Raw genomic sequence first — 18735 nt, forward strand, 5'->3', positions numbered from 1 at the left:
TCGAATGTCTCATTGTCCCACGCCGACTGCGGCGACTGAAGTGAGCATGGCCTCCACCGCGGGGGTCCGGCTCGTCTGAGTTGGCCGCGAAGGCAAGACAATGGAAGGGCCGTCCCGCAAGGGGCGGCCCTTCGCTTTTGCGTTGGTCGCCATGCGGCACACCTTCTATCCAAATCGGGATGACCGAATCCGCCATCCATTCAGCAGCCCGCACCATCCTGGCGTCGCCACGGGCCATCTATCGTGCCTTCCTCGATCCGGAGACCGTCATGTCCTGGCGACCGCCTAAGGGCATGACGGCAAAGATCTTCCACTTCGATCCGCGGCCGGGTGGCGGCTACCGGATGGCATTCATTTACGATGATGCCGCGGCCGGCGAAGGCAAGTCGAGCGCTGACGCTGACATCTTCGAAGGGAGGTTCGTCGAGCTGGTTCCGGAAGAGAAGATTGTCGAGGCGGTCACCTTCGAGAGCGAGGATCCAGAGTTCCGCGGCACGATGACGATCACGACGCGGCTGATGCCCGTGCGCGACGGCACGAAGGTCACCTTCGTCGCCGAGAATGTGCCTCCGGGGATCAGTGAGGCCGATCATAAGGCCGGCATGGAGTCGACGCTGAAGAACCTCGCCAATCTGCTGGAATGAGCGAACGGGTGACACCGGCGTTCTTCGGGCATGCTGGTGTTCCTCGATTTCGAAGCCTCGTCGCTCAGCAAGCAGAGCTACCCGATCGAAGTCGCCTGGGTTTTCGAAGACGGTCGATCCGAGGAGTATCTGATCCGGCCTGCTCCGGCATGGACGGACTGGGACCCAGCCGCCGAGGCGATCCACCATATCCGCCGCGCCACGCTTCTTGCCGAGGGCACTGCGCATGAGCTTGTCGCCCGACGCATGGTCGACAGCCTTACCGGCCATGACCTGCTCGCCAGTGCCCCCTCATGGGACGGTAAATGGCTGAGCGCGCTTCTTCGGGCCGCAGGTTTTCCCCGCCACAGCCTGCGGCTCCGCGACAGCGATGACGCGCATCGGGAATGTGCGGAGGCGATCCTGTCAGCTACTGTTCCATCGGAACGCTTGGCCGAGACGGTGGCCGGGTTGCTCGCCCGGACCGACCCACGCGGAACAGATCGGCGGCCCATTCATCGGGCGCTGGCAGATGCTCAGGCGGAATATGCACGCTGGCTGCAAGTCCGCAGCACCGCACAGGCTATGGCACGTGATAATTCGGCCCCGTCCCGATAATGCGCAGGCGCACAGCCCTCACCGGTAATGCCACCGCCTTCGGAACTGGTCGTGCTCTCATCGATTCAAGGTGAGAAGGAGAGAAGTATGGCTGACAATAAATCGAAACGCGGTGGCGCCGACCGGCGCCGGGTCGCCGCTGGTGAAGGCTATGAGGTGAATTACTTTGCCCGCAAGCACGGCATCACCAAGCAACAGGCGGAAGATCTGATCAAGAAAGTCGGTAACGACCGCGAGAAGCTCAACGCCGCAGCTGCGAAGCTGAAATAGGCCACACTCGCCCTCGGGAACGACTCCTCGCCCACAGGAGTCTGTTGGGGATGAGGCAGAAGGCATAGCGCGCATGGGGCGCGCGGCGATCAAAACGAGCTCGAAGCGTCCGGCGAAAGCGACCGGCGGCCAATCGAGCACGGCCGTATCCAAGCCGCCGCCTTTCCGGCCCGTCCAGCTTGCCACGCTGGTCGATGCCGTTCCCGCTGGCGACCGCTGGCTCCACGAGATGAAATATGACGGCTACCGGACGCTGGTGGCGATCGGCGGCGGAGAGGCACGCGCCTACACACGATCGGGTCTCGATTGGTCCGATCGCTTTCCGAGCATCCTGAAAGACGCCGCTACGCTCAAGGTTGGCTCGGCGTTGATCGATGGCGAGGCGGTCGTGCTAGATGCCGCCGGCAAGTCGAGCTTTCAGGCATTGCAAGGCGCGCTCAAGGGCGCGCCTGCCACCATCGACTATTATGCCTTCGATCTGCTTGAACTCGACGGCGAGGATTTGACCGGCCTGCCGCTGCTCGAGCGCAAGGCCAAATTGAAGGCGATATTGCCTGCCAAATCGGAGCATATCCGCTTCTCGGATCATATTCAGGGCAGCGGCGAAAAGCTGCTCAACAGCTTCTGCCAGGCGGGGCTCGAAGGCGTGATCTCGAAGCTCGCCAGCTCGAAATATGTGGGCTCGCGTGCCGGCAGTTGGGTCAAGACCAAGTGCATCAAGCGCCAGGAATTCGTCGTTGTCGGCTGGACACCCTCGGACAAGAGTCGAGCGTTCCGGTCATTGATCCTCGGCGTCCATGACAAAGGCGAGCTCCGGTACGCGGGCAAGGTCGGCACGGGCTTCGACACCGCCGAACTGTTTCGCCTGATGGAGATCATGGCGCCGCTGGAACAGACGACGCCAACGGTGAAGGCGCCCCGGGCCGAAGTGCGCGGCGCGCACTGGCTCAAGCCAAAGCTGGTCGCCGAAGTCGCTTATACCGAAATGACGAACGAGGGGACGCTGCGGCACCCGAGCTACCTGGGCTTGCGTGAGGACAAGAAGCCCGAGGCCGTGGTGCTGGAAACCGAAGAGCCCGTGGCTGAGATCGCGGCGCCCGCCACCAGCAGCGTCAAGATCAGCAATCGCGATCGCGTGATCGATCCGGATTCGGGCATCACCAAAGGCCAGCTCGCCGACCATTATGCGGCGGTCGCGCCGATCATGCTGCCGTGGGTGGGGTCGCGTCCGATCAGCCTGGTGCGCTGCCCGCAGGGCCGCGCGAAGAAATGCTTCTTCCAGAAGCATGACGCCGGGAGCTTCGGGGACACAGTCAAGCATGTCGGGATTATGGAGAAGGACGGGCGCGAAGAGCCGTACCTGTACATCGACACCGCCGATGGCCTGCTGACCTGCGTGCAAATGGGCTCGATCGAATTCCATGGTTGGGGCGCGCGGATCGAGGATGTCGAGAAGGCCGATCGTCTGGTTTTCGATCTCGACCCGGACGAAGGACTCGATTTCGAGGCGGTGCGCAAGGCGGCCTTCCACTTCCGCGAGATCCTCCAGCAGATCGGGCTTGAGACCTTCCCGATGGTGACTGGCGGCAAGGGCATCCACGTCATTGCCCCGCTCGTGCCGAAGGCAGAGTGGCCGGAGGTGAAGGATTTCGCGCATCGCCTCGCCCAGGCCGTCGCGCAAAGCGATCCCGAGAATTTTACCGCCGCGCTGCCGAAGGCGCAGCGCAAGGGCCGCATATTCGTCGACTATCTGCGCAATCAGCGAGGCGCGACAGCAGTCATGCCGTACAGTGCGCGCGCCCGGTCCGGCGCGCCGGTCGCCGCGCCAATCACCTGGAAAGAGATGGAGACGATCGACACGCCTGCCCACTTTCATGTCGGCGACGTTGCTGAGCTGGTGAAGCGCGCCGCCTCGAAAGCGCTCTCGGGCTGGGGCCGCGCCGATCAGGTTCTGCCCGATCTATGAAGGTCGCCACCTACAATGTGAACGGCGTGAACGGGCGCCTGCCGGTGCTGTTGCGCTGGCTGGAGGAGGAGGAGCCCGACATCGTCTGCCTGCAGGAGTTGAAGGCGCCGCAGGAGAAATTCCCGGAAAAGGCAATCCGCGACATCGGCTATGATGCGATCTGGCATGGCCAGAAGAGCTGGAACGGCGTCGCCATTCTGAGCCGGGTAGGCGAAATCCACGAGACCCGCCGCGGGCTGCCGGGCGATCCCGACGACAGTCACAGCCGCTATATCGAAGCGGCGGTCAACGGCATCCTGATCGGCGGGCTCTACCTGCCGAACGGCAATCCACGTCCCGGTCCGAAGTTCGATTACAAATTGCGGTGGTTTGAGCGGCTGATCGAACATGCTGCCGCGCTGCTGGCGACGGGCGCGCCGGTCATGCTGGCGGGTGACTTCAACGTCATGCCCACCGATCTCGACGTCTACAAGCCGGAGCGCTGGCTCGACGACGCGCTGTTCGCACCGGAGGTCAAGGCGGCCTATTTCCGGTTGCTCGACCAGGGTTGGACCGACGCGTTGCGGACTATCCACCCGGGCGAGGTGATCTATACCTTCTTCGATTATTTCCGGAACGCCTATGCCCGCAACGCCGGCCTTCGCATCGACCATCTGCTGTTGAGCCCGGCGCTGGCAGATCGGCTGGTCGACGCACAGGTCGATCGTCACGTCCGGGGCTGGGAGAAGACCAGCGACCATGCACCGGTTTGGGTGGAACTGGCCGATAAGCCGAAACGGCGGCGCAAGGCGTCGGCGTCGGCTGGAGGAAAAGCATAGCATCCTACGGCGAGCCAGAGACGGCGTTTGAAAGCCATCTGATTCGCGTCGCCAAGCCGTAGAATTGAGCCCCAGCCGCGACGGCACGTATTTCCGATCCGCGCTAATATATCCGGCCGTCGCCGCTCTTACGACGCCGGTGGAATGCTGTTGTAAGCGGCCGAATTTGGCATTCTTTACCTGTCTCCGAGGCCGCTCGTGCGGCTCCCGATCCACGGAGACAGGCTCAAGTGACCCAGCCATCAGCCATCGTTCACGCACGCGGAACCGCGATGCTGCGGAGCGCGCTGGGCCCGGCCATCGCGGCCTGGCTTGATGACGCGAATGTCGCCGAAATCATGCTCAATGCCGATGGGCGGCTATGGGTCGATCACCTCGACAGCGGCATTGCGGCAACTGACGAGAGACTGAGCCCGCTCCAGGCCGAGCGCATTATCCGGCTTGTCGCCCATCATGTCGGTGCCGAGGTGCATCGCGGCACGCCGCGGGTCTCGGCCGAGCTGCCGGAAGGCGGCGAGCGTTTCGAGGGCTTGCTGCCGCCGGTGGTATCCGATCCGGTTTTTTCGATCCGCCGGCCCGCCAGTCTGCCGCTCGCGCTTGCCGACTATGTGGCGGCCGGCACGATGACCGCGACCGCGGCGGCCTATCTGGCGCAAGCGGTCCAGTCCCGCGCCAACATCCTCGTCGCCGGCGGCACATCGACCGGGAAGACGACATTGACGAACGCGCTGCTCGCCGCCGCCAGCGCGAGCAATGACCGGATCATCCTGATCGAGGATACCCGCGAGCTGCGCTGCGAAGCGGCCAATGTTGTCGCGCTCAGGACTGCGCCCGGGGTCACCATGACCGATCTGGTCCGTTCGAGCCTGCGGCTTCGTCCGGACCGCGTGCCGGTCGGCGAGGTTCGCGGTCCCGAAGCGCTCGACCTTCTGAAAGCCTGGGGCACCGGCCATCCCGGCGGGATCGGCACGATCCATGCCGGCACCGCGACCGCCGCGCTTCACCGGCTCGAGCAGCTGATCCTCGAAGCAATCCCGCATGTCCCGCGCGCGCTGATCGCCGAGACAATCGACGTGATTGCCGTGCTGACCGGCCGCGGGCCTGAGCGCCGGCTGTCCGAACTCGTTCGCGTCGAAGGGCTCGAGCCCGACGGCACCTACCGCCTTCTCCACATCCACCTTGCCACAGGAGCAGCCTCATGACCCCCTTGCAGAAACTTCAGCGCGCCAGCCTCGCCGCGGCCGCGATCCTCACTTCCTCGCCCGCCTGGGCCGGCGGCTCGGGTATGCCGTGGGAGACGCCGCTGCAGTCGATCGTCGACTCGGTGCAGGGCCCGGTCGCCAAGGTGATCGGCGTGATCATCATCGTGATCACTGGCTTGACCCTGGCGTTCGGCGATACGTCGGGCGGCTTCCGCAAGCTGATCCAGATCGTGTTCGGCCTGTCGGTCGCCTTCGCCGCCTCGTCCTTCTTCCTGAGCTTCTTCAGCTTCGGCGGCGGAGCGCTCGTCTGATGCAGGAGGATCTGCCCGGCTTCGCGGCGCCCGTGCATCGGGCGCTGGCCGAGCCGATCCTGCTCGCCGGCGCGCCGCGTGCGCTCGCGATCGTCAACGGGACGCTCGCCGCCGCGATCGGCATTGGTTTGCGGCTCTGGATCGCCGGCATCGTGATGGCGGTGGTCGGCCATGGCCTCGCCGTCTTCGCCGCGCGCCGCGACCCGCAGATCCTTCCCGTCGCCCGCCGCCACATCGCGCTGCCCACTCTTTTCGAAAGCTAAAGCCATGATGTTCCTACGCGAACATGCCCGCCGCGCCTCGCGGCTCTCGGATTTCCTGCCCTGGGCGGCGCTGATCGCGCCCGGCATCATTCTCAATAAGGATGGCAGCTTCCTGCGCATCGCGCGGTTTCGGGGTCCCGATCTCGACAGCGCGACCCAGGCCGAGCTGATCGCCACCTCGAGCCGATTGAACAGCGCATTGAAGCGGCTCGGCACCGGCTGGGCGATCTATGTCGAGGCACAGCGCAAGGAATCGCCGGGCTACCCCGCCTCGAAAGGGTTCATTGATCCTGTCTCCGCGCTGATCGACGAGGAGCGGCGCGACCAGTTCGACGGCGGCGACGTCACCCAGCCTAATTTCACCAGCGCCTATTATCTAACGCTGCAATGGCTGCCGCCGGCCGACGACACGTCCAAGGCGTCGGCGCTGTTCTACGAGGGCGGCGCGGCAGGCGTTGCCACCGCCGCCGACCATCTCGACAATTTCGAGCGGGACAGTGGCCGCGTGCTCGACATGATCGAGGGCGTAATGCCCGAAGCCATCTGGCTGTCGGACGCCGAGACGCTGACCTATCTGCACTCGACGATCTCGACCCACGATCAGCGGATCGCGGTGCCTGAGACGCCGATGCACCTCGACGCGCTACTGTCGGACGAAGTGCTGGTCGGCGGCCTCGCGCCGCAGCTGGGCTCCAAGCACCTGCGCACCTTGTCCGTCACCGGCTTTCCGGCTGTGACGGTGCCGGGCATGCTCGACGAGCTCAACCGGCTCGGGTTCGCCTATCGATGGACCACGCGGGCGATCTGCCTCGACAAGGTGGCGGCGCAGCGGATGCTCGGTCGCATCCGCCGGCTATGGTTCTCGAAGCGCAAGAGCTTGGCCGCGATCATCAAGGAGGTGCTGACCAACGAGGCGAGCGTGCTGGTGGACACCGACGCTGCCAACAAGTCGGCCGAGGCCGACGCGGCGTTGCAGGATCTTGGCGCCGACATTGCGGGCTACGCCTATGTCACCACGACGATCACCGTGCTGGGTGATAGTCCACGCGACGCCGATCTACGACTCCAGGCGATTGAGAAGATCGTCCGCGGCCGCGACTTCGCCTGCATCGTCGAGGGCCTAAACGCGCTTGAGGCCTGGCTCGGTTCGCTGCCCGGCAATCCGTATGCCAATGTCCGCCAGCCGCCGGTCTCCACGCTCAACCTCGCTCATATCATGCCGGTGTCGGCGGTCTGGGCAGGTCCCGATCGCGACGGCCATTTCAAGGCGCCGCCGCTGTTCCATGCGCGTACGCAAGGATCGACACCGTTTCGGCTGTCGCTGCATGTCGGCGACGTCGGCCACACGCTCGTCGTCGGTCCGACCGGCTCGGGCAAGAGCGTCCTGCTCGCCTTCATGGCGCTCCAGTTTCGCCGCTACGAAGGAGCGCAGGTCTTCGCCTTCGACCATGGCGGCTCGATCCGCGCGGCCACGCTCGGCGTTGGCGGTGAGTGGCACGATCTTGGTGGCGCGCTCGGCGGCACGGCCGCGCCGGTTTCGCTGCAGCCGCTCGCGCGGATCGATGAGCTCGACGAACGCGCCTGGGCGGCCGACTGGCTGGCGGCGATCCTCGCCCGCGAAGAGTTCGCGATCACGCCCGAGGTGAAAGATCATCTCTGGACGGCGCTGGGATCGCTGGCCGATGCGCCGGTGCAGCAGCGCACGCTCACCGGTCTCGCGGTGCTGATCCAGGCGTCAGGCCTCAAGCGCGCGCTGGCACCCTATACGCTGGCCGGACCCTATGGCCGGCTCCTTGATGGGGATGTCGAGCATTTCGGGGAGAGCGACGCGCAGGCCTTCGAAACCGAAGGTCTGGTTGGAACGACCGCAGCCCCGGCCGTGCTCGCCTACCTCTTCCACCGCATCGGTCGCCGGCTCGATGGCCCTCCGACATTGATCCTGATCGACGAGGGCTGGCTCGCGCTCGATGACCCCTTGTTCGGCCGCCAGCTCAAGGAATGGCTGAAGACGCTCCGCAAGAAGAACGCGAGCGTCGTGTTCGCGACGCAGAGCCTTGCTGATATCGAGGGTTCGGCGATTGCGCCCGCCATCATCGAGAGCTGCCCGACACGGCTGTTTCTCGCCAACGAGCGCGCGCTCGAGCCCCAGATAACGGGTGTCTATCGCCGCTTCGGGCTCAACGACCGCCAGATCGAGATCATCGCCTCGGCGACGCCCAAGCGCGACTATTATTGCCAGTCGGCACTCGGCAACCGCCTGTTCGATCTCGGGCTCGGTCCGGTCGCGCTTGCCTTCGCCGCCGCGTCGTCCCGGTCCGACCTGAACGCGATCAGCGCGCTCGTCGAGCAGCATGGCGCCGACGGCTTTGCCGCCGCCTGGCTGCGGCACCGCGGGCTGCGCTGGGCCGCCGATCTTCTCACCGCTCCCACCCTCGAACCGCAGGAGGCCTTCGCATGACCCGTTCCCGTATCACCTCGTTCGCTCTTGGCGCTGCCGCCCTGTCGCTGGCGCTCGCCGCGCCGGCCGACGCGCAGTTCGGCGGCATCGTCTATGATCCGACCAACTATGCGCAGAATGTGCTGACGGCGGCGCGCAGCCTCCAGCAGATCAACAACCAGATCACGCAGATCCAGAATCAGGCGCAGAGCCTGATCAATCAGGCACGCAATCTGACCTCGTTGCCGACGAACACCTTGTCGAGCTTTCGCCAGTCGATCGACCGGACGCGTCAGCTGATCAACCAGGCGCAGCAGATCGCCTATAACGTCGCGGACGTCGACCGGGTGTTCAGCCAGCGTTACCCGACCGGATCGCTGTCGGGCACGTCGCAGGGGGATCTCGTCGCTGGCGCCCAGTCCCGCTGGCACGACGCGCTCGCCTCCTACCAGGACACACTCCGGACCTCGGCCACCGTCGCCGGCAATATCGACGACACGCGCACGCAGGTCGGAACGCTGGTCGATGCCAGCCAAAGCGCAACCGGTGCGCTGCAAGCGGCGCAGGCCGGAAACCAGCTGCTCGCGCTGCAGACCCGGCAGCTCGCCGACCTGACCGCCATGCTCTCCGCTCAGGCGCGCTCGGCGAATATCGCTGCCGCCCGCACCGCCGCTGACGAAGCGCAGGGCCGCGAACAGGCGCGTCGCTTCTCGCAACCGGGGACAGGCTATGTCGCCCAGAGCGTGGCGCTGTTCCATGACTGATGACAGGGCGCCCCGCGGTCGGTTCGGCCTGCCCAACTGGCGCACGCTCGCGGTTGCCGCAGCCGGCATCGGCACCGTGACCGGCATGATCGGTCTGATGGCGCTGCGCGACCCTGCGCCATCGCCATCGCGCTTTGCCGTTGTGGCGGACAGCGGGGCCGCCCCCGCGCCGGCGAGCGATCCCCTGATGGCCGAGCTGCTGCGCTGCAGATCGCTCCCCGCTGGAAGCGACGATGCGGAATGCCAGCAAGCATGGGAGGTCAATCGCCGCCGCTTTCTGGGCGAGAGCCGCAGCTATGTGGCGCCGCCGACCCCTGCGCGGTCGCCCGACGCCGCCGCGCCCATGAACCTGGAGCGCTGAGCCATGGAAGGCGCGGGCGTCATCGATCGGTTCCTCGATACCTTCGCGCGCTACATCGATAGCGGGTTTGGCCTGATTGGGGGCGACGTCGGCTTTCTGGCGAGTTCGCTGATCGTCATCGATGTGACGCTGGCCTTCCTGTTCTGGACCTGGGGCGAAGGCGAGGACATCGCCGCGCGGCTGGTGAGAAAGACGCTGCAGGTCGGCTTCTTCGCCTTCCTGATCTCCAACTGGAACGGCCTCGCCAAGATCATCTATCTGAGCTTCTCAGGGCTAGGCCTGAAAGCGGCCGGCTCCGGCAGCGCAGACGATCTGCTGCATCCCGGCAAGATCGCGGCGACCGGCATCGATGCAGCGCGGCCGCTATTCGATCAGGCGACGGCGCTGGCCGGCCCGGTCGGGATCTTCACCAACTTCGCGCAGATCGCGATGCTGCTGCTCGCGTTCGCGATCGTGCTCCTCGCCTTCTTCATCATCGCGATCCAGCTGTTCGTGACGCTGATCGAGTTCAAGCTGACGACGCTCGCCGGCTTCGTGCTGGTCCCGTTCGGGCTGTTCGGCCGCACCGCCTTCCTCGCCGAACGCGTGCTCGGCAATGTGATGGCGACGGGCGTGAAGGTCTTGGTGCTGGCCGTCATCATCGGCATCGGCTCGACCATCTTTCACGAGTTCGTGATCGATTTCGGCGGCACACCGCCTACGCTCGAACAGGTCGGCGCGATCGCGCTGGCGGCGCTGACGCTGCTCGGCCTCGCGATCTTCGGCCCAGGCATCGCTTCCGGCCTGATCTCGGGCGGACCGCAGCTCGGCGCCGGCGCGGCGATCGGAACCGGCATGGCGCTGGCCGGGGTCGGCACGGCAGCCGGCATGGCTGCGGCGGGCACGGTCGGTCTCGCCGGGCGCGCCACCTCCGCCGCCGCTTCAACCCTCTCCCGGTCCCCTGGCGCGCCCCCGCCGGGCGGATCCTCGTCGGCGCCTCCTCCCCCGGCGCCGACGGGCGGCGCTCCGACGGTTCCCCCGCCGTCCGGAGCGCCGGGAGGCGGCGGGAGCGCGCGCCCCGGCGATGCTGGAAGCGCGAGCACGGCTTCCGCCTCCGGGGAGGCAGGCGCAACCGCCGCTGATGGCAATACGGCGCCGGAAGCCTTGGTGGCCGAGACTGCGGCGGGTGCGCCTGCTGCAGAAGCACCGACGCCAGCCTGGGCGAAGCGGCTGCGCCGCCGTCAGGCGATGGTCCAGGGCGCGACGCTGGCCGCTCACACCCTTCGCTCGGCCGATCATCATGGTGGCGCCGCGCATGTCTCGCTGGAGGATCGCTCATGAACCCGTTCCGTCGTCCCTCATCGCGCTTCGGCCGCGAGCCTGTCCCCGAAACCCCCTACCAGCGTGCCGGCCAGGCATGGGATGACCGAATCGGATCGGCGCGCGTACAGGCAAACAGCTGGCGACTGATGGCGTTCGGCGCGACCGCACTGCTGTCGCTCTCGGTGGTCGACAATCTGCGACTGCGGTTCGGCTCACATATCGTGCCCTATGTGGTCGAGGTTGACCGCCTGGGCGCCGCCCGTTCGGTCGCGCCGGCCACCACGGACTATCGCCCGACCGATCCCCAGATCGCATGGCATCTGGCGCGGTTCATCGAGAATGCGCGCTCGCGGCCGGCTGATCCGATCGTGCTGCGGCAGAACCTCGCCACTGCCTACGATTTCACGACCGAGCAGGGCGCAACGGCGCTCAACGAATATGCGCGCGCCAATGACCCGTTCGCGAAGCTCGCCGAAACGCAGGTGTCTGTCGACGTGAAGAATGTCGTCCGCGCCTCGGGCGACAGTTTCCGCATCGCCTGGGACGAGCGGCGCTACGAGCACGGCCAGCTCGCCGCCACCACGCACTGGTCGGCGATCCTTACGATCGTGATCCGCACCCCGACCGACGCCGCGACCCTCGGGCGCAATCCGCTCGGCCTTTACGTCCACGCGATCAATTGGTCGCAAGATCTCGGAGAATAGACCATGCGTATCGTTCCGATCGGCGCGCCGCTGCTGCTGCTTGCCGCGCCGGCCTTTGCCCAGCCAGCCCCCTCGGCCGCTCGGCCAGTGGCTGCCGCGACCCAAGCGGCCCGTATCAGCCCGCGCCCCGCGGGGTGGCAGGGCGCGACGCAGCTGTTCGTATACGCGCCGGGCGGCCTCTATCAGGTCTATGCGGCGGTTGGGCAGGTCACCGATATCGTGCTTCAGGAAGGGGAAACCCTGTCGGACACGGGCGCGGTGGCGGCCGGCGACACCGTTCGCTGGGTGATTGGCGAGGCGGCGAGCGGCAGCGGTCCGACGCGGCGCACGCACATTCTGGTGAAGCCCACCGATCCGGGTCTCAGGACCAATCTGGTCATCAACACCGACAAGCGGACCTACCATGTCGAACTGCGTTCGACTCCGGCGACATATATGGCGAGCGTGGGCTGGTCATACCCGCAGGACGAGCTGATTGCGGTCAGGGCGAGGATCGAGGCCGCGGCCGCGGTCGCGAGCACACAGGTCCAGGCCGGCATCGACCCGGCGAAGCTTGATTTTGCCTACCGGTTGTCCGGCGACAGCCCGCCATGGAAACCGGTGCAGGTCTTCGATGACGGCGCCAAGACCTATCTGCTGTTCCCCGAGGGCATCGCGCAAAGCGAGCTGCCGCCGCTGTTCCTGATCGGCGAGAAGAAGCAGGCCGAGCTCGTCAACTATCGCGTGTCCGGGCGCTATCTCGTGGTCGATCGTCTGTTCTCGGTCGCCGAGCTGCGTCTTGGCACCAAGCGCCAGCAGGTCGTGCGGATCCGGCGCGCGCGGAGCCGGGAGGATAGCAAGTGAGCGAGCGGGACGATCCCGGCATCGATCTGGTGTCACCGCGCCAGCCGATCGCGACCCGCGCGCCGGCACCCACGCCGCGGCGGCTTTCGCGCAAGGCGCTGATCGGCTTGACCGGCATCAGCGCTATCGGTGTGGCTGCCGCGCTGGGCTATAGTCTGAGCACAAGCCATCGCACGCAAGCGCCTCAGGAAACCGTCTCGGTCGATCGGCGTAACACCGACGCGCTTGCCGATGCTCCCAAGGATTATGGCGATGTCGCGCGCACGGCCGCGGCGGGCGTCGGCGCGCCTCCCCAGAGCACCGAGCCGATCACGCCGCCGCCTGCGGCTGGTGTGGGACCGACGCCTGCCGACCCTGCAAACCAGGAGGCGTTGCAGGAGAGTCAGCGGCAACGCCAGCAGCGTGACAGCGCGCGCGCCAGCAAGCTCTTCGCCGCCAGTGACGGCGCGCGGAGCACCGCAGCGGCGGACATGGAGGCATCTCCGCCGACTGCCGGGCAAGGCACGGCCGCCGCAGGCGGCACGTCCGGTCCGGTCGATGCCCAGGATCGGAAGGCCGCGTTCGTTGCAGGCGGGTCGCGCGAACCGACCGTCAACAGCGGAAGGGTTGTAGGGCCGGCGGGCCACTATATCGTCTCCGCCGGCTCGACGATCGCGGCCGCGCTCATCACCGGCCTGTCATCCGACCTTCCCGGCCAGGTGGTGGCGCAGGTGACCGAGGATGTGTTCGACAGCGTGACCGGCAGGACCCGGCTGATCCCGCAGGGAACGCGGCTGATCGGGAGCTATGACGCGCGGGTCACCTATGGCCAGTCGCGCGCGCTCGTGGTCTGGACGCGGATGATCTTCCCCGATGGGCGATCGATCGATCTCGACCGCATGATCGGCACGGATGGGGCCGGTCAGTCGGGCCTTGCCGACCGCGTCAATAATCACGCGGGCAAACTGCTGACGGCGGGCTTGCTTTCGACGCTGTTCGGGGTTGGCGCCAACGTCGCGACTGCTAGCGGGGACAATTCCGATATTGCGTTCGCGATCCGCGAGAGCGCGGGGCGGTCGGTTGAGAGCGCGGGAGACAAGATCGTCGATCGTCGGCTCGATGTGCAGCCGACGATCACCGTCCGACCAGGCGCTAGGGTCCGCGTGCTCGTGAGCCGTGATCTCACGCTCGCTCCTTGGGATGCCGAATGAAGCGCGGTGATCCCTTCACCAGCCGCGTTCACCTCGTACTGCTTGTTAGCACCTCAACAGCTTGATCAAGGAGAAGGCCAGCCATCTCCGTGTCGGTGCCAGTCAGGAGGGCGCGCGCAAGTTCGATCAGACGGATCGCCTCGGCGCGTTTCTCGGTCGCTGTCACTTTCTTTCCCACGGTCTAATCCTCAACTAACGCGTCGCCGCAGCATAACGAATAGGCACGATCGTTCCTAGAACGATCGTGCCTGCGCTGTGATCAGGTGGCGGATGGACCTCAAGATTGTCTTATCCACTAACTTGCGGCGAATACGCTACGAACGAGGATACACGCAGGAGGAGATGTCTGATCGCCTTGGGATCAGCCTGCGCTATCTTGGCTCGATCGAACGCGCGAAAGTCTCGCCAAGTGTGACGCTACTAGGACGTTTTGCGGCTGCGCTCAAAATCAAGCCCTGCGACTTAATAACCGAGGCGGAGCGCAAGACTTAGCCTGCGTTATCGGCCGACCGCATGGCTCCGCATAAAGGCCAGCAATCGGTGACGGAGTGGATTACGGTCGTCCCTTCGCCAGAGCGCCTCGATGGAACATTTTGCTTCGTTATCAGCTATCGGCCTGAATGCCAGGTCGTCTCGAATGTTGGCCGTTGATGCGCATACGATGGTAGCACCAAGACCCATATAGACCATGTCAAGAAGCGATGCCGATGAAACGTCGTGCATGGAGCTGTCAAAGTGGCGGTTGGCCATGTGGGCCGCTAGAGCGCGATAAGGCGACATGTCCCCTTCATGCGCTTGCAATAGGATCGTCAGCGCCGAGATGTCCTCCCACTGCATACTCTCTTTTGAGGCCATGGGATGATCAAGTGGGAGAACTGCGAACAGGGGCTCTTCCCACAAGCCCTCCTGCTCACTCGATGAACTGGAGAGGTCGGGCAAGAACGGCGCGAACATGATGTCGATAAGCCGCTCGTTAAGCTGTCGATAGAGGTCACTTGCCGAGCTTTCGACAAAGCGCATGTCGATATCCGGGTGTTCCGCTCGGAAATCTGCTAATCCGCTGCCGAGGATACCATGACCTAGATGGCAAGTAAAACCGATTGTCAACGTACCAGCCAAGCTTTGGGCTATTGTAGTCGCGCGGCGGATTTGCGCGTCGACCAGAAATAGAACAAGTTTAGCTTTTGGTAAAATTGCACGTCCAATCTGCGTTAGTGATACAGGCATGCCCCGACGACGGGTAAACAAGTCGGCACCGTATATTTCCTCGAGTTTGCTGATCGACTGACTGACTGCCGGCTGACTTATGCCGAGTAGCCGTGCCGCGGCGGCGAAGCTTCCGGTCTCCGCAACCTTCAAAAACACTTCGAGTTGGCCAAGATCTGGCCTTGCGTGAACGGGCCGGCGCACTTCTAGCCTCCCCAGGATTGAAATCCGGCCAGTTCAAACAGTCGGCGGGACGACATGGTTCAGCTCCCCTCTGCCATTCGTTTGAAGATATTCGCTGCCGCGTGACGGGAAAGGAGCCGGCTCGTGAAGGCGCCGAGCTTGTTCATCTTACCCGGAATGACGTGCGGCTTCCCAGCAAACAGTGCCTCCAGACCGGCCTTGGCGACAACTTCCACTGGCAGCGCCAAGCGTTGCAGCGAGGGAGAAGGCTCGAAGCCAGAGACTGCGTTGAAGCCAGTGTCCATCGTGCCCGGGGAGACCACTGTCACCGTGACATTGGGAGCCAACTCTACGTTAAGCGCCACGCCCAGAGATAAGAGAAACGCCTTGGTCGCACCATAGCCAGCCATCGTTGGCGTAGCTTGGAACGCCGCACCGCTGCCGACCATAAGAATATGTCCGCTTCCGCGCTGATGCATCGCCTTCCCCAGAAGCAAAGTAAGCTCCGTAAGCGAGACCATATTAAGCTGGAGCATCGCCGTGAGACGGTCCGGCTCATAATCCACGAACGAACTGCCCATGCCAAAGGCGGCATTATTGACAAGCACGTCGGTAAATATGCCGCTCTGTTCTAGGTCGACGACCAGTTGGGCGGCGCTCGCAGGTGCAGAGAGATCGCACGGATGCACGGTCGCCTCGACCCCGTAACGATCCATGACGTCTTGCGCGAGCGCCTCCATAGGCTCCCGCGAACGTGCGGTGAGCGCTACGTTATAGCCGCGCTCGGCGAGTTGATGGACGAAGGCAACGCCGAGGCCTGCGGAGGCGCCGGTGATCAATGCAGTCTTGGCGTTAGGCATATATCACTCCTGATTGTTACGCCGGGCGTCGCAAAACACCTGACAAATTTGCTGAGAGAGGTTGATCGATCTTGTGCCGCTGGCGACGGATGAGGATCAGCGTGCAATAGGCACCCCCTTCGTGGGGTGATCGGCGTGCAAAAAGGACCCCTTCATCCCGGGGATTTAGTCGGCCGACTGGTTTTGATCNTGAGGATCAGCGTGCAATAGGCACCCCCTTCGTGGGGTGATCGGCGTGCAAAAAGGACCCCTTCATCCCGGGGATTTAGTCGGCCGACTGGTTTTGATCAGTTGGCGAGAACGGGATGTTGATCGTGGAGACAGTGGTTCGGATTCGGCGTGAGCATGCAGCGGGTAAGGCGATCAAGGCGATCGCTCGTGACCTTCGTTTGTCGCGGAAGGTCGTCCGCAAAGCGATCCGGTCGCCGGAGGCGGCGTTCAACTATCAGCGCAAAGTCCAGCCGCTGCCGCGGATCGGTCCTTATCAGGATCGTCTCGATGCGCTGCTTGAGGAGAACGAAGGTCGCGGCCGCCGCGATCGGCTACGGATGACGCGTATCCATGACCTGCTGGTGCGCGAGGGGTTCGATGGATCCTATGATGCGGTGCGCCGCTATGCGGCGCGCTGGCGTGCTGCGCGGCGGAAGGATGCTGGCGAAGGCGCACCGGCGTTCATCCCGATGACCTTCCAGCCGGGTGAGGCCTACCAGTTCGACTGGAGCCACGAGGATGTGGAGATCGCCGGCAAGCCGATGCGGGTGAAGGTGGCGCATATGCGTCTCTGCGACTCGCGCGCACCCTATGTCCGGGCCTATCCGCGCGAGGGCCAGGAGATGCTGTTCGATGCCCATGCCCGGGCGTTCGCGTTCTTCGGCGGTGTGCCGCGACGCGGTATCTACGATAATATGAAGACGGCGGTGACGGCCGTGTTCACCGGCAAGGAGCGTGTGTTCAACCGCCGCTTCCTGATCATGACCGATCATTACATGGTCGAGCCGACCGCCTGCTCGCCGGCGGCGGGATGGGAGAAGGGCCAGGTCGAGCAGCAGGTCCAGACAATCCGAGGCCGCTTCTTCCAGCCGCGGCTCCGGTTCGCCAGCCTGGCCGAGCTCAACGGGTGGCTGGAGGCCGAGTGCCGGCGCTGGGCCGAGCATCATGCCCATCCCGAACGCGGGGATATTACCGTCGCCGAGGCGCTGGATATGGAGCGACCGGCCCTGCAGCCGATCCTGGCACCGTTCGACGGCTTCCATGAGAGCGAGCATGCCGTCACCGGCACCTGCCTCATCAGCTTCGATCGCAACCGCTACTCGGTCATGTCGACGGCCGCACGCCGGACCGTTCAGGTGCGCTCCTATGCCGATCGCATCGTCATACGCTGCGGCGATGCGATCGTCGGGGAGCATGAGCGCCACTTCGGTCGGAACCGCACGATATACGATCCCTGGCATTATCTGCCGGTCCTCGCGCACAAGCCCGGCGCGCTGCGTAACGGCGCACCGTTCCAGGACTGGGATCTGCCGCCCGCCCTGCACCGATTACGGCGAAGGCTCGGCACCGGGGACGAGGCCGATCGCAGGTTCGTGCGGGTCCTCTCGGCGGTGCTCACCGATGGCCTGGAGCCGGTAGAGGCTGCCGTGCGCGAAGCGTTGGCGAACGGAACGGCCAGCGACGAGCTGATCCTCAACATCCTCTCCCGGCGCCGCGAGCCGGCGACACCCCACAGCATCGTCACTTCGGAAGACCGGATGCTGCAGCATCCTCCGCTCGCCGACTGTGCCCGCTATGATCTGCTGCGAGGCTATGATGCAGCGGCATGATATGATCGACACGATGCGCGGCCTCGGACTCAAGGGCATGGCGGCGGCGTTCGACGAGGCGGTCACCACCGGCCTCCAGCGCAAGCGCACCACCATGGAGATACTGACCGACCTGCTCCGTGCTGAGGCGACCCACCGGGATGCAGCCTCCATCCGCTATCGGATGACGGCTGCGAGGCTGCCCGTGGTGAAGGACCTGGAGCGGTTCAGCTTCGAGGGCACACCGATCAATGAGGAGATGATCCGCTCCCTTCACGATGGCTCCTTCCTCCCGCCTCGCCGCAATATCGTGCTGGTCGGCGGCACGGGGACAGGCAAGACCCACCTCGCCATCGCGATCACCGCCAATGTCGTGCGAAGGGGCGCTCGCGCCCGCTACTTCAACACCGTCGATCTGGTGACACGCCTCGAAGAGGAGACCCGGATCGGCAAAGGCGGGACCCTGGCGGCGCAGCTGTCGCGGCTCGACCTGATCGTTCTCGACGAGCTCGGTTANTGGTGACACGCCTCGAAGAGGAGACCCGGATCGGCAAAGGCGGGACCCTGGCGGCGCAGCTGTCGCGGCTCGACCTGATCGTTCTCGACGAGCTCGGTTATCTGCCGTTCGCCCGCTCGGGAGGGCAGTTGCTGTTCCACCTCATCAGCAAGCTTTATGAGCGGACCAGCGTCATCATCACCACGAACCTCGCCTTCGGCGAATGGCCGACCGTGTTCGGCGATCCCAAGATGACCACGGCGCTGCTCGACCGCGTCACCCACCACTGCGATATCGTCGAGACGGGCAACGACAGCTGGCGCTTCAAAAACCGCAGCTGACAGCCACCTTCGGCGCCTTCAAAAATCTATCTTGCGCTGCGCGCGCCTCCGGTCGGGCTACGCCCGCCCTCCGCCGCACGCAGCGCAAGGCCATCTTCAACAAACCAGCATCATATTATCTGAAAAGGGGGTCCCTCTTCGACGCCGATCGGGGGTCCCTTTTGAACGCCGTTTGACA

At 64.9% G+C, this 18735-nt stretch carries 19 protein-coding genes and 2 pseudogenes; 19 read left to right on the plus strand and 2 right to left on the minus strand.

The genetic code is table 11. The features are described 5' to 3' along the window. The first annotated feature begins 179 nt into the window (after nucleotides 1-179). The 16 genes from A0J57_RS11570 (at nucleotide 180) to A0J57_RS11645 (ending at nucleotide 14164) form a co-directional block, all read left to right on the plus strand. Nucleotides 180-644 carry an SRPBCC family protein gene (locus A0J57_RS11570; protein ID WP_061935730.1) on the plus strand — a complete coding sequence of 155 codons (465 nt, stop codon included), beginning with the start codon at nucleotides 180-182 and terminating at the stop codon, nucleotides 642-644. 30 nt (nucleotides 645-674) lie between these two features. Then, nucleotides 675-1241 (plus strand): hypothetical protein, encoded by a 567-nt coding sequence (locus tag A0J57_RS11575; protein ID WP_061935733.1) that lies wholly within the window; start codon nucleotides 675-677, stop codon nucleotides 1239-1241. 87 nt (nucleotides 1242-1328) lie between these two features. Then, a complete protein-coding gene (locus A0J57_RS11580; RefSeq protein ID WP_061935737.1) occupies nucleotides 1329-1511 on the plus strand; it encodes a DUF3606 domain-containing protein in 183 nt (60 codons plus the stop codon). A gap of 73 nt (nucleotides 1512-1584) precedes the next feature. Next, complete coding sequence (gene ligD, locus A0J57_RS11585; RefSeq protein WP_061935740.1) at nucleotides 1585-3477, plus strand: DNA ligase D; 1893 nt, start codon at nucleotides 1585-1587, stop codon at nucleotides 3475-3477. Then, on the plus strand, nucleotides 3474-4295 hold the full coding sequence (xth, locus tag A0J57_RS11590; RefSeq protein WP_061935743.1) for an exodeoxyribonuclease III: 822 nt from the start codon (nucleotides 3474-3476) through the stop codon (nucleotides 4293-4295). The genes ligD and xth overlap by 4 nt, the downstream gene beginning before the upstream one ends. Before the next feature lie 272 nt (nucleotides 4296-4567). Next, entirely contained in the window at nucleotides 4568-5497 is a 930-nt protein-coding gene (gene trbB / locus A0J57_RS11595; protein WP_061935745.1) for a P-type conjugative transfer ATPase TrbB, read from the plus strand. Further along, nucleotides 5494-5808 (plus strand): TrbC/VirB2 family protein, encoded by a 315-nt coding sequence (locus tag A0J57_RS11600; RefSeq protein WP_061935748.1) that lies wholly within the window; start codon nucleotides 5494-5496, stop codon nucleotides 5806-5808. The genes trbB and A0J57_RS11600 overlap by 4 nt, the downstream gene beginning before the upstream one ends. Continuing rightward, nucleotides 5808-6071 carry a VirB3 family type IV secretion system protein gene (locus tag A0J57_RS11605; protein ID WP_061935751.1) on the plus strand — a complete coding sequence of 88 codons (264 nt, stop codon included), beginning with the start codon at nucleotides 5808-5810 and terminating at the stop codon, nucleotides 6069-6071. Before A0J57_RS11600 ends, A0J57_RS11605 begins: the two co-directional genes overlap by 1 nt. A 4-nt stretch (nucleotides 6072-6075) precedes the next feature. Continuing rightward, nucleotides 6076-8529: a conjugal transfer protein TrbE gene (gene trbE, locus A0J57_RS11610; RefSeq protein ID WP_061935754.1), complete on the plus strand. Its 2454-nt coding sequence runs from the start codon at nucleotides 6076-6078 to the stop codon at nucleotides 8527-8529. Then, complete coding sequence (gene trbJ, locus A0J57_RS11615; protein ID WP_061935775.1) at nucleotides 8526-9272, plus strand: P-type conjugative transfer protein TrbJ; 747 nt, start codon at nucleotides 8526-8528, stop codon at nucleotides 9270-9272. The genes trbE and trbJ overlap by 4 nt, the downstream gene beginning before the upstream one ends. Next, nucleotides 9265-9633, plus strand: a complete 369-nt coding sequence (trbK-alt, locus tag A0J57_RS11620) for a putative entry exclusion protein TrbK-alt (protein ID WP_061935778.1) — start codon at nucleotides 9265-9267, stop codon at nucleotides 9631-9633. The genes trbJ and trbK-alt overlap by 8 nt, the downstream gene beginning before the upstream one ends. A 3-nt stretch (nucleotides 9634-9636) precedes the next feature. Next, the gene (trbL, locus tag A0J57_RS11625; protein ID WP_061935781.1) at nucleotides 9637-10953 is read left to right on the plus strand and encodes a P-type conjugative transfer protein TrbL; all 1317 of its coding nucleotides are present in this window, start codon (nucleotides 9637-9639) and stop codon (nucleotides 10951-10953) included. Continuing rightward, nucleotides 10950-11639 (plus strand): conjugal transfer protein TrbF, encoded by a 690-nt coding sequence (gene trbF, locus A0J57_RS11630; RefSeq protein ID WP_061935784.1) that lies wholly within the window; start codon nucleotides 10950-10952, stop codon nucleotides 11637-11639. The genes trbL and trbF overlap by 4 nt, the downstream gene beginning before the upstream one ends. 3 nt (nucleotides 11640-11642) lie before the next feature. Then, nucleotides 11643-12482, plus strand: a complete 840-nt coding sequence (trbG, locus tag A0J57_RS11635; RefSeq protein WP_061935787.1) for a P-type conjugative transfer protein TrbG — start codon at nucleotides 11643-11645, stop codon at nucleotides 12480-12482. Beyond that, complete coding sequence (locus A0J57_RS11640; protein WP_061935789.1) at nucleotides 12479-13672, plus strand: TrbI/VirB10 family protein; 1194 nt, start codon at nucleotides 12479-12481, stop codon at nucleotides 13670-13672. Before trbG ends, A0J57_RS11640 begins: the two co-directional genes overlap by 4 nt. A gap of 270 nt (nucleotides 13673-13942) precedes the next feature. After that, complete coding sequence (locus tag A0J57_RS11645) at nucleotides 13943-14164, plus strand: helix-turn-helix domain-containing protein (protein ID WP_061935792.1); 222 nt, start codon at nucleotides 13943-13945, stop codon at nucleotides 14162-14164. Nucleotides 14165-14170: 6 nt separating this feature from the next. On the opposite strand, the gene A0J57_RS11650 is transcribed toward A0J57_RS11645, so the two are convergent. Further along, on the minus strand, nucleotides 14171-15082 hold the full coding sequence (locus A0J57_RS11650; protein WP_082718658.1) for a LysR family transcriptional regulator: 912 nt from the start codon (nucleotides 15080-15082) through the stop codon (nucleotides 14171-14173). A gap of 59 nt (nucleotides 15083-15141) precedes the next feature. Continuing rightward, the gene (locus A0J57_RS11655) at nucleotides 15142-15921 is read right to left on the minus strand and encodes an SDR family oxidoreductase (protein ID WP_061935797.1); all 780 of its coding nucleotides are present in this window, start codon (nucleotides 15919-15921) and stop codon (nucleotides 15142-15144) included. 305 nt (nucleotides 15922-16226) lie between these two features. Between A0J57_RS11655 and istA the strand changes: the two genes are divergently transcribed. The 3 genes and pseudogenes from istA to A0J57_RS27175 all read left to right on the plus strand — a co-directional run. Continuing rightward, entirely contained in the window at nucleotides 16227-17741 is a 1515-nt protein-coding gene (istA, locus tag A0J57_RS11660; protein WP_021238707.1) for an IS21 family transposase, read from the plus strand. Next, nucleotides 17728-18234: pseudogene (locus tag A0J57_RS27170) on the plus strand (ATP-binding protein); the annotation flags it as partial. The gene istA and the pseudogene A0J57_RS27170, both read left to right, overlap by 14 nt. 5 nt (nucleotides 18235-18239) lie before the next feature. Beyond that, nucleotides 18240-18557 (plus strand): annotated as a pseudogene (locus A0J57_RS27175) (ATP-binding protein); the annotation flags it as partial. Nucleotides 18558-18735 lie beyond the last annotated feature (178 nt).

The sequence above is a fragment of the Sphingobium sp. 22B genome (assembly GCF_001580035.1).
In the GTDB taxonomy this organism is placed as follows: Bacteria; Pseudomonadota; Alphaproteobacteria; order Sphingomonadales; family Sphingomonadaceae; genus Sphingobium; species Sphingobium fuliginis.